This window comes from Virgifigura deserti, assembly GCA_003576685.1.
Lineage (GTDB): Bacteria > Pseudomonadota > Alphaproteobacteria > Dongiales > Dongiaceae > Virgifigura > Virgifigura deserti.
The window spans coordinates 171,844-184,182 of the sequence record QOZR01000012.1 but is presented as its reverse complement, the minus strand read 5'-3'; the positions used below and the strand labels follow the sequence as shown (position 1 = coordinate 184,182).

General features: G+C 63.1%; 9 protein-coding genes and 3 pseudogenes. 8 read left to right on the top strand and 4 right to left on the bottom strand.

Features of this window, described 5'->3' with window-relative positions; genetic code table 11:
• The 6 genes and pseudogenes from DT069_RS19975 to DT069_RS19950 all read left to right on the top strand — a co-directional run.
• Positions 1-400 (top strand): annotated as a pseudogene (locus DT069_RS19975) (bifunctional Delta(1)-pyrroline-2-carboxylate/Delta(1)-piperideine-2-carboxylate reductase); the annotation flags it as partial.
• A 101-nt stretch (positions 401-501) separates the two neighbouring features.
• Positions 502-1,650, top strand: a complete 1,149-nt coding sequence (locus DT069_RS19970; RefSeq protein ID WP_425450412.1) for an MFS transporter — start codon at positions 502-504, stop codon at positions 1,648-1,650.
• 691 nt (positions 1,651-2,341) lie between these two features.
• Positions 2,342-2,611, top strand: a pseudogene (locus tag DT069_RS19965) (sigma 54-interacting transcriptional regulator); the annotation flags it as partial.
• 336 nt (positions 2,612-2,947) lie between these two features.
• Positions 2,948-3,607: a dioxygenase family protein gene (locus DT069_RS19960; protein ID WP_162913312.1), complete on the top strand. Its 660-nt coding sequence runs from the start codon at positions 2,948-2,950 to the stop codon at positions 3,605-3,607.
• A 53-nt stretch (positions 3,608-3,660) separates the two neighbouring features.
• Positions 3,661-3,858: a hypothetical protein gene (locus DT069_RS19955; protein ID WP_119462074.1), complete on the top strand. Its 198-nt coding sequence runs from the start codon at positions 3,661-3,663 to the stop codon at positions 3,856-3,858.
• Between the two features lie 353 nt (positions 3,859-4,211).
• Positions 4,212-5,279, top strand: a complete 1,068-nt coding sequence (locus DT069_RS19950; RefSeq protein WP_119462073.1) for a TauD/TfdA family dioxygenase — start codon at positions 4,212-4,214, stop codon at positions 5,277-5,279.
• Between the two features lie 223 nt (positions 5,280-5,502).
• On the opposite strand, the gene DT069_RS19945 is transcribed toward DT069_RS19950, so the two are convergent.
• Both DT069_RS19945 and DT069_RS19940 read right to left on the bottom strand, forming a co-directional pair.
• Positions 5,503-5,781 carry a hypothetical protein gene (locus tag DT069_RS19945; RefSeq protein WP_119462072.1) on the bottom strand — a complete coding sequence of 93 codons (279 nt, stop codon included), beginning with the start codon at positions 5,779-5,781 and terminating at the stop codon, positions 5,503-5,505.
• Entirely contained in the window at positions 5,778-6,635 is an 858-nt protein-coding gene (locus tag DT069_RS19940) for a DUF899 domain-containing protein (RefSeq protein ID WP_425450411.1), read from the bottom strand. Before DT069_RS19940 ends, DT069_RS19945 begins: the two co-directional genes overlap by 4 nt.
• 635 nt (positions 6,636-7,270) lie before the next feature.
• Between DT069_RS19940 and DT069_RS25070 the strand changes: the two are divergent.
• Positions 7,271-8,155, top strand: a pseudogene (locus DT069_RS25070) (CheR family methyltransferase); the annotation flags it as partial.
• 343 nt (positions 8,156-8,498) lie between these two features.
• Here DT069_RS25070 and tmpA read toward each other — a convergent pair.
• Entirely contained in the window at positions 8,499-9,629 is a 1,131-nt protein-coding gene (tmpA, locus tag DT069_RS19930; RefSeq protein WP_119462069.1) for a 2-trimethylaminoethylphosphonate dioxygenase, read from the bottom strand.
• 22 nt (positions 9,630-9,651) lie between these two features.
• The gene (locus DT069_RS19925; RefSeq protein WP_119462068.1) at positions 9,652-10,842 is read right to left on the bottom strand and encodes a TauD/TfdA family dioxygenase; all 1,191 of its coding nucleotides are present in this window, start codon (positions 10,840-10,842) and stop codon (positions 9,652-9,654) included.
• A gap of 175 nt (positions 10,843-11,017) precedes the next feature.
• On the opposite strand from DT069_RS19925, the gene DT069_RS24730 reads away from it, so the two are divergent.
• Complete coding sequence (locus tag DT069_RS24730) at positions 11,018-12,148, top strand: GlxA family transcriptional regulator (RefSeq protein ID WP_162913311.1); 1,131 nt, start codon at positions 11,018-11,020, stop codon at positions 12,146-12,148.
• Positions 12,149-12,339 lie beyond the last annotated feature (191 nt).

Sequence of the window (12,339 nt, the reverse complement as noted above, 5' to 3'; positions counted from 1 at the left end):
GGAGGCGGACATCGTCTCCTGCGCAACCCTGTCGAAGGAGCCCCTGATCCGTGGTGAGTGGCTGCAACCGGGATCGCACCTCGACCTTGTCGGCGGCTTTACGCCGCAGATGCGCGAGACGGATGATGCCGCGATCCGCCGGGCCGAGGTCTTCGTCGACACGCGTGGCGGCGCGCTCAAAGAGGCTGGCGACATCGTCCAGCCGCTGGCGACCGGTGTCCTGCGGGAGACTGATATCCGTGCCGACCTCTTCGAACTCACGCGCGAGCAAGCCCCTGGCCGCGAAACGGCGCAGGCCGTCACGTTCTTCAAGTCCGTCGGCGCGGCGATCGAGGATCTGGCCGCGGCGGTCCTGGTCTATGAGCGCTGTGCCGGACCAGAGCCGAGAAGGGGTCGGTAAGTCCGGCGGGCGCATCAGCGAAGCGTGCTTGTGCGCCCGCGACCGGGATGCGGTGCGGCCGCGGTGGGATGAACTCCAGGAATTGAGAAGCGACCTTGCGCGTGACCCCTCTGACGAGCCTGGCATTCCTCTACGGGCTCGCAGTGCTCTCGCGGGCGCTTCTCCTGACCGTCCTTCCGCTGCAGGCCTATGATCTGCTCGGGAGCACACAGCGTGTCAGCTTCGTCTACTTCGCGGTTAGCCTCGCCAGCATGGCGGCGTTCCTGTTCCTGCCTGTATTGGCGCGGCGGGTGCGTCGGCGCGGCCTATTGCTTTTAGGACCTCTTTGTCTGATCGGCGCCTGCGGCCTGTTCGCGACGGCCGCAATTCCCAGCTTTGTGATCGGCCTGGGGTTCCAGATGCTCGGGCTCGCGCTCACCGAGATGGTCATCAGCCTTTACGTGATGGATCATCTTCCGCGCGATCAGTTTCTCAGGTTCGAGGCGCTCCGCGCCTTCTTCGCATCCTGCACCTTCACGATCGGGCCATGGCTCGGCGTTCGGCTTCAGCACGATGTCGCTTGGTCTTTGCCCTACCTGCTGTCTGCCGCCGCCGCCGTATCGCTTGTCGTCCTTGCCTGGCGCTTGCGCCTTTCGGATTCCGGTCCATGCCGATCGGCGCTGAAGCCGGCAGCAAACCCACTGGTCTATATCCCGCGGTTTTTCCGCCAACCAAGGCTGCGTCTGTCATATCTGCTCGCCGTCGGCCGCTCCGGCTGGTGGTCGATGTTTTTCGTTTATGCCCCGCTCTTTGCGATCTCCTCCGGTCTGTCAGAAACGACGAGCGGGGCAATCGTCTCGATCGGCTTGGCTTGGCTTCTATTGGTGCCGGCATGGGGGCGGATCGCTCGCATTTTCGGCGTTCGCCGCCTGCTGATCGCCGGCTACGGGCTCGCCGGGATCTGCACGATCATTGCGGGGATCGAGATGTCGGCGCCATGGTTCGGCATCGGCATGCTTGTGGCGGCTGCGCTCGCCGCCGCAACGCTGGACGGGGCCGGCAATGTCCATTTTCTTCGGGCCGTACGACCACGCGAGCGGACTGAGATGGCCGCGGTGTTCGGCACCTATCGGGATGCCGGGCAGACCTTACCTCCTGGTGTCTTCACAGTGCTGCTGACCGCATTCGATGTCAGGATCGTCTTCATAGCCAGCGGCGCCGCGATGGCTCTGCTGGCTCTTTATTCCCGGTTCTTGCCTCGACGTCTCTGAGGTATGCGCCTAGGCGAAGTGGCTTGCAGGATTCTAGAGTGAACAAGTGCATCCGAGAGCGTATCGCTTACCGAAATTGATCGAGCCCCTATACTCTTAGGCGTGCGAGAGCAGCAGGTTGGGCGAGAAGAACGGGAAGGTCGGAGATGACGCTGCACATGGTCAGATGGACTCTCGTTTTTGCGCCTCTGAAAAGATGGGAACGATTGAGCTCCAAGTCCGGCAACTGGGCGCTATGTACTATGACGACGACCCGGGCCGACGCTCTGGATCCGGGCGATATTCGGTCTAACTCGCTTATCATGCGCCTTCCGACCGAAGCGCTGCTCAGGACTGTCACATCAAGTAACTGTTAACTGTCGGTGGTTTCAGGCCCCGGCAACCAAGATAAGCCTCTACATATTAATCCCTTACACAGGCCCGTCTCCTCTGGAGGCGGGCCCGTTGCCGTGTGCGCTCAGCGCCAGAATCGCCGCCAGGTCGCCGACAAGATAGATGGCGAGCTCGCCCGCGACGGGCACCGGCCGGATCTCCTCGATGAGGCCGCGGAGCAGCGGGGCCGCGGCGTCCTTCGTCGCCGGTTCGTTCAGCGCCGCGTGCAGAGCGTCGACCTTGCCCCGGTAAACGTCGGCGAGTCCTCAAGCGCCGCCCGCCGGCTGGAAGTGATCAACCACCGGCGCTCGGCAAATCCGAGGCCATGCGGCGGGTCGAGGCCCTGCTCCGGCGCGTTGCCGATATCGACAGTACGCTTCTGCTGACCGGTGAGAGCGGCGTCGGCAAGGAGGTGGCGGTGCGGTTCGTCCATCGGATCTCGAAGCGAGCCGATCGGCCGTTTGTCGCCGTCAATTGCGCTGCGATCCCGAGCGAGCTCCTGGAGAGCGAGCTGTTCGGGCACGAGAAGGGCGCCTTCACCCGGTGCATGCGCGGTCGCTGGAACGTGGCACCTCGTCTCGATCCATGAGCCGACGGTAGCCGACCACACCAGCGGCGAAGATGGCAGCGAGGCGATGCTCCGTGGCGGAGCCCACTCGAAAGGCAACGCAGAATCGGGGTCGATGTTGGCGCAGCCGCCGGGTGCATGTCGCTGTGCGTGGTGCCGAGGTCGGTTCAGTGCTGCGAGCGACGGAAAGAAAGGCATGCGCTGCTCGAGGCGCATGATAGATTTGGGGCTCGGCGGATCAATCTGGAAACCAACATCTCTCCAGGGAGGAAGGTGATCATGTCAAACGAGAATGCCGCCAACCGAATGTGGCAGGGTTCCCGGCTCGGCGTTTCGCGCCGAGGCGCGCTCGCCGGCTTGGCGCTCGGCGCTGTCACGCTCACGACCGGGCGTCTTGCCAAGGCCGCTTGCAGGTTGACCGGGTATCAGATCGATGGTCCGTTCTATCCTCTGGCCCTGCCGCCCGAGCAGGACGCAGATCTCACGAACGTGGCCGGCGGCTCGGGTCGGGCCAGCGGTGAGATCATCGAGATCATCGGACAGGTGCAGGATGGCATGTGCCGGCCTCTGCCCGGCTGCATCATCGACGTGTGGCAGGCTGACGCGCACGGACGCTACGCGCATCCGCTCGATGAACCCAGGGGCCGGCCGTTGGATGTCAACTTCCAAGGCTACGCGCGAATCGCAACCGACAAGGATGGGTTCTATCGCTTCCTGACGATCAAGCCCGGATCGTATGTGGCGATGGGCGACTGGGTTCGGCCGCCCCACATCCATATCAAGGTTCACGCTCCATTCAGTCCGTCCCTGACAACGCAAATGTATTTCGCCGGTGATCCGCTCAATGAGAAAGATCTCCTCCAGGCGGCGCTGCCGGCGGAGCAAAGGGCGAGGCTGCAGGTCGCGTTCGACACGAAGAGAGCGGACGGCGTGCGCGTTGGAACATTCAATCTCGTTCTGGCAGAAGGGTGGGCGCCTCCGCCCGAACTGATGCAACAGCTCAAGTCCGGTGGCTGAAGGAGTCGGCCGTCGACGCGTCGCGCGTGCACTGTCAGGGAAACATCACGTTCGTGGATGCCCGAATTCCTGCATCGGTCCGCGACCGTCTGGCCGCCATGGGGCACGAGCTGGTCGTGCAGGAGCCGACGCCGGACGGCAATGTCTATGGCTGGTTCGGTCGGGTCAACGCCATTCGCATCGATTTCAAGATGGGGCTGATACATGGTGGTTCCGGGCCGGCGTGGGGGACGGCGGCGGCCGGGCTCTAAGCTAAGAAGCGGTCGTCACAACCGCTTGATACGCGATGCGGCTCTTGTCCGGTTTGGGTCAGGAGCCGTCTTTCCCCAGCGGGAAACTGAGGTCCATTGAGCACCCAAAAGCCGACATTCGGGCCGTCCTCGCTCATCGAAATCGGCTTAGTGGCCACGGGCGGACGTGACAGCCGGCCCGGCAGCACAGCCGGCTCGTGCCAGAAACCGACTATCCAACCGCAATGGCAATGCAGTCTATACTATTCTGGCAGCCCTGCCCTAAGGAGCCGACAAGGGGATGCGCGGCACCATCTGGGTTGGCCAAGACTAGGCAAATAACATTCCTTCATGTCTGCCTTTCTGGAGAGTTCATGTCTAAGCCGAACTATCTGCAAGGTGCCTGTGTTTGGAAGGGTGCCGAGATGAGACAGAACCGTCGGTGGGTCAAAGAGTTCCCGGCAGTCGTACTGGAGCAGATCGATGTCGCGCTCAAGAAGGTCGAGGATCTCGACTGGCGCAACGTCAATCGCCGCAGCTTCCCGCTGCCTGATGCTGCCGCCTTCTTTGATGATGTGCGTGAAGAACTGGAGAATGGCTCCGGCATGGTCAAGATGCGCGGGTTGGATGTGAGTTGCTACGACCAAGAGCAATTGCGTCGCATCTGGTATGGTCTTGGCTGTCACCTCGGCACACCCATGTACCAGAACTGTCGCGGCGAAGTGATGCGTGAGATTAAGGACGAGGGTATGGGCATCGGCGCCAAGCTTTACGGCGCAACCGTTGATGCCTCGGGCAACCAGTTTCTCTCCTCGGGTGCCCGCACATTGTCGCCGGGGCAGTTGCGCTTCCACACGGACCGTTGCGACGTGGTGGGCCTGCTGTGCGTGCGCCAAGCTTCCGAGGGAGGGGTTAGCAAGCTTGCCAGCAGTGCCACGGTCTATAACGAGATTCTCAAGCGTCGCCCGGACCTGCATGCCCTGCTGTGCAAGCCAATCCCGCGCAGCCGGTTTGGCGAAGAGGCGGGCGGCGAGCATGTGGTCTACGACCTGCCGATCTTTGGTGTACGTGAGGGCAAACTCACCAGCCACTTCTCGCTCACCTACATCGAGAACGCGCAGATGCTGCCGGGTGTCCGGAAGCTAACCGGTGCCGAACACGAGGCGATCCAAATGTTGATGGATGTGGCTGAGGAGGAATGTTTCGAGATGCGCTTTGCGCCTGGAGACATCCAGCTGCTGAACAATCACATCGTCTACCACGGGCGCACGGCGTTCAAGGACGACGCCAGCACGGGCCAGAACCGCATGCTCATGCGCCTGTGGCTGTCCATGCCTAACTCGCGCACCCTGCCTGAGGACCATGCCGTCCTGTGGGGCGACGTTGGCGCAGGCAGACCGCACGGTGGCATCGCGCAGCCCGCTACCGCGACGATCGCCTGAAGCACACCGCGGACCACCGGCACGATCCATGATGGCCGCACGCGCCTCTTTCGCATATTGAGGACGAAGCCGCCACTCTGAGCAATCCTACTCCTCCAGGGGCGCTGAAGCTTCGAAGCGGACTTCGGTCTTCAACCCAAAGGACTTCGCATCCGTGCCAGTTCCGGACGTTCGCGGCCGCTCTTCATAGCGGAGCTTCGCGCTACGGCCGATCGCGGACCCCTCAGACCCACCGGCGGGCGCTCGCGCGGATCAGCTTCAGCCATGGGGTCGCGTGGAAGGCGCTCATCAGCAGGTACATCGTGACCATTCCGCTCAGCGGCGATACGTGCGCGGCCGAGCAGAGCATCTCCGCTGGGCCACCGCCCAGGACACCGGTCAGCAGCGCCATGATGGCGAAAGTCGGCGACGCCGCGAGGGCCAGCCCGTCAGCCGCCCTGAGCGCGGCGGCGTTCCGGCGGGTCGCCTGCCAGTCGGATCCGCCGGAACAGGCCTGGCTCATGGCTTCGTGCTCGCGTGCTGGTTCCGGAACGCCGCCTCTCCGGCGTCCGACACCTCGACCCACTTCTTGTCGGGCGCCGCGTCCGCGACGTAGCTGTCGTGCCAGTTCCACCACTTGTAGGTCGGGGTCTGAGGATAGCCCTCGGGCGAGTTTTCCCAGACCTCCTGCCGACCCAACGGCGTGATGTCGAGGTAGTTCCAGGTGCTCCCCATCTGCTCGTCGCCGCGGTTGTTGATGAAGTAGGTGCGGAACACGCGGTCGCCGTCGCGGTAGAACACGTTCGTGCCGTGCCACTCGTCCACGCCGAAGTCGGCGTCGAAGCTGTCCGTGATGGTGAACCACGGCATCTCCCAGCCCATCCGCGCCTTCAGCCGGGCGATGTCCGCCTGAGGCGCGCGCGAGACGAAGATGAGCGTCGTGTCACGGGCGTTCAGGTGGGCGACGTGGGCGACTTGGTCGGCCACCATGGAGCAGCCCCGGCAGGCATGCTCGGGCCAGCCGAACACCCCCGGCTCGAAGAAAGCGCGATAGACGATCAGCTGACGCCGGGCGTCGAACAGGTCGAGCAGACTGGCCTTGCCCGCAGGCCCCTCGAACGCATACGCCGTCTCCACGGCCATCCACGGCATTCGCCGGCGCTCAGCGGCCAAGGCGTCACGGGCGCGGGTTTGAGCCTTTTCCTTCACGAGGAGCTGCTTGCGGGCCGCCTCCCACGCCTGCGGCGACACGACCGGTGGTGTGTGCATGGCAGGCTGCCCGCCTTTCCGTCTGTTCTCGGCTGATGTAGTCATGGCTTTTGAAACCTTCCTAATCTGGGCGAATTCCCGCGCCTCGAGGCTGAAGCGCGGTTCCATTCGGTGCTCATCGCTCGTTGTTGGTCGTGAGATAGTTTTGGCACCGGAAATCGAACGGTGGGAGTAACAAGTATGGCGGTATTCCGATGGAGTCGCTGATTGCCGCCGCGACGCGTGCACTCGAAGCGGGGCTGGATCAATTGGCGGCCGATCGAACTCGATACCGTTTTCCCCATAAGCGTCCGGTAGCGGCCGCCGGTAGCGATCAGGCAGCCCGAGCGTGTGGCTGCTCCGGCCCGCTTTGAGGTGACGCAACAAAGGCCTGGAACGGCGGAAGTGGGGCAAGAAGCGGCGGTTCGCGTGAGCGGCCGCGTTCGGGAACGCGATCCGACGATCGCGAGGTCCGGATTGGGTCAGGAACGGTAGTCGTCCCAGCCAGCGCCTTACGTCCGCTTAGAGGCTGAACCCCGAAACTCGGAGTGGGCGTTGAGGCCGCCGGCGTAGCTGGACGGTGTTGAGTTCCACCTCCGATGGGCGGCGGGGAAATTGCCTCAGTTAGCAGGCCCGTCGGCCCCTGTTCTCGCCGGCCGCTCGCCCTGTCATGACCGCACGACGCTCTTTGACATCGATGGCCAGGCCTCGGTGACGATCCATGTGCCCGAGGTCTCGCGTCAGATCGAGGTGGTCGATGACTCGTGACTTCTCCCGCTCTCGACGGTACTGGTGCGCGCCGACGCTCGGGCCCTCACATCACTACTTTTAGCCGCCGTGATTCTCGTTGGTTGCTGGCCCCCGCAACCAACCCTGTCCTCCTCTCCGGTGCAGGCACCGATGGAACGCTCGGCTTGGCGGCCATCAAGGAGAAGGGCGGACTGACCTTGGCGCAAAGCGCCAAGACGGCAGCCTACGACAGCATGGTGCTGAGCACGATCAACACGGGACTGGTCGATATCGAGATGCCGGTCGAGCAGATGCCGGCCAAGCTCGTCGACCATTTCCGGCATCTGGAGGCAATGAGAGGCCGAGCGGGTATCGCGAGTCTGCTCGATGGAGTGACCGATCAGTTGCAGCGAATCAGCGCGATCCTGCGCAAGCGGACTGGACACGACTTTAGCGAATACAAGGAAAGGACGATGAGCCGGCTTATCCAGCGGCGCACGCAGGTCCTCCAGATCGACGCGGTGCCGCGCTACATCGAATGCTTGGACGCGGAGCCGTCCGAAGCCGACCGGCTGTTTCGAGACCTGCTGATCGGCGTCACTCAGTTCTTCCGCGATCCGGACGCCTTCAAGCACCTCGAAGAGACCATCGTCGCCCCGTTGCTGGAGGGAAAGACGGCGGATGACGAGGTCCGGATCTGGGTGTCCGGCTGTGCCACCGGCGAAGAGGCCTATTCGATTGCCATCCTCTTTCAAAAGCGCATGGCGCAGCTCGACACCGTCCCGAAGGTGCAGGTCCTCGTCAGCGACATCGACGAAAAGGCGCTGCAGTTCGCGCACAGCGGTCGCTATCCCAAGACCATCGAGGCGGACATTCTACACGACCGTCTCGCGCGCTTCTTCCGCCGGGAGAATGGCGGTTACCGCGTCTGCGGTGCGCGCTTCGGGCGGCCCTCCACAGGGTGGCCGAGAGCGGCCGCCCTGTCGCGCGGCGGAACATCGCCCTGGGAGCCGAGGACGGCGGCCAGTCCATTGACCGGACGGTCGAGCCCATCAGCGACAGTGGGCAGGGGGAATTACCTTGTGCTGTTTCAAGATGTGGGATTAAGGCGTGGCGAGCGTGACGCGGAGGGCGATGCGGCCGAGACGATCGAGACGGATGGTGTGGCGGCCGCAAAGGGGGCGAAATGGGCGTCGATGACGGCCCAGTCTTCCGCTGTGCTCTTATCGAACTTGGTAAATGTGGCAGCGGTCTTGGTGTCGGTCATGAAACCGCCTTCTTATGCGATCGCGCCAGGATGCGACGGCGGCTTTGCAGTGTGTCACGGTCAACGTAGCCTTGGCGCAAGTGCCGCATGCCTGTCTCCAGCTTGTAGCCGCGGCGCCCGTGGAGCAGACGGTAGTTGTCCATGACGATCATGTCGCCGGGCCCGAGTTTGAACTGCACGGTCATTTCCGGCGAATTTATCAGAGCGTGGAAGCGAGCGCGGGCTCGGTAGTACGGATCGAGGACGTCCGGCTCCAGCGCGTCGACCGTTTCGGTGCGGTTCGAGTAGCGCACGCGGAATACCTCGCCCGAAGAGCCCAGTTCGATGAGCGGACCCTCGTGTTCCAGGTGCGTCGTCTCGTCCACGTAGCGAAATCGGGGACGGACCGTCGTGAGGATCGAAAACTCCTCGGGATGCTCCCGGCGCATACGCTCCGCGACCGCGAATCCGTCGGCGATCTCGCTGTCGCCGCCCTCCGCATTGTTCACGATGCAGTGCAGGAAGATGTATCCGGGGATAGGATCGCGGTACGGGTTGTCCGCGTGCTTCTCCAGGTGGCGCGCAGTCATAGTGAGATCGTATGCCGACGGGATGGCCTTGACGTCCGCGATCCCGCCCCAGTTGGTTCGGCGCAAAGGCCCGATCCGATCCACCACCGGGCTCATGCCGTCTTCCGTCGCAGCGAGACCGCGGACAATCACGCAGCCGTATCTGTCCAAGGCCTCGAGCATGGCGTGGAGCGCAGCGTCGTCCGTGACAACCGCCTGTGCATCGGCTTGAGGGAGAGGCGTCAGGTCTCGGCCCCAGAGGCGTCTTTCCTCGGCCCGGCCGCTGATCGCTTCATCAAGAACAGCGAACGAAAAAACGGTGCTGTGACCGTCCGAGAAGGAGAGCCGCACGCCATCGTTTTCCACACATGCGTCCGTCACCGCCAAATCGAGCGGTATATCGGCAGCCTCGATCAGCCGCTGGCCGGTCTGCGGATCCGTGGTTGCGGGATCCGGTGCGCGCTCCCGTAGCCAAAGCGGGTGAAATTCCGCCGTTCGTCCGTCGACATGGCCGTACCGCAGGCGCCCCCTTGGATCTACAGCAACGGCGTAACCATAAACAGTGCCAGCTTCGTCCATACTTCGTCCTCCGGATTCTAGATCAGACCGTGCCGTTGGCGGGCTCCCGGCGCAGGATACGGATGCGGGACAGAAGTTCGTCCGTATCGACATAGCAGCCTTGCAGGTGCCGGTCACCGCTCGCGGGATCGAAGGCGCTGCGCGCGTGCAGAACTCGACGGTTGTCGAAAGCGGCCATGCATCCCGCGTTCAGTCGGAACGAGACTCGGAAGCGATCCTCGCGCGTCATGGACATGAAACGGCGGTAGGCGGCATAGAGGAGGGGCATGTCCTGTTCGGCCACGCGCATCGGGCCGCGCAGGAAGTTGCCCAATCTGATCTCGGTGATCTCCCCGTTGTCGTTCAGGCGGATGGCTGGACCCCGGGTGCGGTAATCGCTGGTTTGCGCCCGGTTGCGGAACTCCATGGGCAGGGTTGTCAGTGCCCGGAAATGTTCCGGTGTCTCGATCCGTAAGGCTTCGGCGATCCGAAAGCCGTCCGCCATGATGCTGTCCCCGCCGGTCGCGTCGTTGACGCGGCACAGCAGGAACTGGAGACCTGGTTGCAGCTCTCTGGTCGGCAGATCCGTGTGAAGCGGCAATTCCAGGGCCGTATAGGCGTTGGAATCCGGCGTGACCTTTGAGCGCACGTCAAAGACCCGCCCGAAGTTGGTCTCACGCAGGAACGCGATGCGGTCGGCGAAGTGTTCGACCGCGCCAAGCTCCAGAGGGCACTTCCGCAACAGCGTCAGTCCGGTTGACCGCAGTGCCTCCAGCCACTCCAGAAGGGCCTTGTCGTCGTCCAGCACCTGACGACCATCAAACGTGGGAATATCGAACCCGCCGCCCCAGGTCGTCACCGGGATCTTGGCGGTCGCGGGCACGGAATAGCAGTGGGCGCGCAGCCAACCGGGATGGTACCGGCTTTCATGTCCGTCCGGCCAATTGAGCAAGAGCGCCCCAGCTTCGTCCACGGAGATTGCAGTGGGGGCGACATCTTCCGGCACGGTGGAAATGTCGAAGACCTGTTCTCGCGTCACCGGATTGACGCAGTTTGGGCACGGGCAATTGTCGCGCAACCATAGGCCGTGAAAACGGCTTGTATGTCCATCGCTCCAACGTAGTTCGGTTCCGCTCGACCAAGGCCCTGCAGAGGCAATGGTATGGCGGACGGGATAGACGTCAAAGTCCGGAATGGGCGCCTCTGCGGCGGGTGCAGCAGCGGCATTCTCCATACCCTCATCTCCTCAGCATGCGGTTGCAGGTCGACCGAACGTCCGGTGCCAGCACGCTGGCGTACCGGCGGCGGCAACCCGGAAGACGAAGAGCGGGCGCGTGCGTACTCCATCACTCCCCGATGCGGAGCCACACCTCGGGAAGGTGACCCGCCTCGGAATCGCGAAGCTGAATATGCCCGACCTTCTTGCTTGTGGTGTCGCCAGCGCCCGGGACGGCGCAGATGATAAAGACATCCAAGGCCATACCCGAACTTGCTCCCCTGCGTCGGTCTTGCAAGGCTATGCCTTGGTAGGGATATTCATTTTGCAGAATTCGCCAACGACATCGCAGTTTTTGCCTCCAATGCCGCAGACGCACGCTTTCCTGCTTTTTCCGGGTTTCAGCACGTTGTGCCTCGCCAATGCGGTGGAACCGCTGCGCGCGGCGAACACGCTTGCCGACGCACATCTTTACAGAAGGTTTCTCCTCTCCGTGGATGGATCGGCCGTTGCGTCCTCCAGTGGCATCGAGATCAGCGTGGATGGCAAGTTGGGGGACCTGGGGCGGTGTGACGCCCTGTTTCTGGTTTCGAGCTACGGCTATACGGACGCCGCCTCTCCCGCGTTCAACGCTCGTCTTCACCGCGCAGCGCGTCAGGCCCGTATTCTGGGTGGACTCGATACCGGTGCATGGCTTCTTGCCAAAGCAGGGCTCCTGAATGGGTATCGCGCGACGATCCACTGGCAAGAAATGAGTCGGATGGAGGAAGAGTTTCCGGATGTCTACTGCAGCATGGAGCGGTATGTCATTGATCGCGACCGCATCACGGCGGGTGGTGCCACGACCGTTCTGGATCTCATGCTGCGTCTGATCCGCGAGCGAAACGGCGATGCGCTTGCTCTCGATGTCATGCGCCTTTTCCTCTACGATGCCGAGCATTCCGCGGCGGCACCGCAACGCGGCCCGATTGACGCGCCGTTCGCCACGCGAGCTCCGGTGGTGGCGAAGGCTGTTGTCATAATGGAGAATGCATTGGAGGAGCCGCTTGCCATCCCGCAGATTGCGGCCGCGGTTGGATGTTCGCAGCGGCATCTGGAGAGACAGTTCGTCGCAGCTCTTGGGGTGGCGCCCCATCGCTATTACCGATCTCTGCGATTGGCCGCAGCCAAACGGCTGCTGCAGGAGACGGCATTTCCGCTGGCAGAGATCGCGGTACGGTTGGGCTTCTCGTCCCCTTCGGTGTTCAGCCGAGCCTTCTTCCGACAGTTCGGCACAGCACCGCGTGATGCTCGCCGAGGCGATTGGCGGCAATTCCGAGACTAGCGGACGAGGAGGGGAATGTAACTCGTCAACAGATCCGGGGATGCTCCGGCGTCGAGGACGGATTCGCCCATCTGCGAAGGACTACGATGCAGCATGCGGGGATCTCGGGGAATCTCAACGGATGACGCCTTCTACATCGATGAGTCGATGATGGCCGATAAGCCGGTGCAAACGCAGGCGCTCGGCGAAGA

What these genes read in the sequence shown, in the direction of transcription:
- DT069_RS19950 (WP_119462073.1), top strand. Translation starts at nt 4,212, where the DNA reads ATGTCTAAGCCGAACTATCTGCAAGGTGCCTGTGTTTGGAAGGGTGCC.
- DT069_RS19945 (WP_119462072.1), bottom strand. Translation starts at nt 5,781, where the DNA reads ATGAGCCAGGCCTGTTCCGGCGGATCCGACTGGCAGGCGACCCGCCGG.
- DT069_RS19940 (WP_425450411.1), bottom strand. Translation starts at nt 6,635, where the DNA reads ATGGAACCGCGCTTCAGCCTCGAGGCGCGGGAATTCGCCCAGATTAGG.
- tmpA (WP_119462069.1), bottom strand. Translation starts at nt 9,629, where the DNA reads ATGGACGAAGCTGGCACTGTTTATGGTTACGCCGTTGCTGTAGATCCA.
- DT069_RS19925 (WP_119462068.1), bottom strand. Translation starts at nt 10,842, where the DNA reads ATGGAGAATGCCGCTGCTGCACCCGCCGCAGAGGCGCCCATTCCGGAC.
- DT069_RS24730 (WP_162913311.1), top strand. Translation starts at nt 11,018, where the DNA reads ATGCCCGACCTTCTTGCTTGTGGTGTCGCCAGCGCCCGGGACGGCGCA.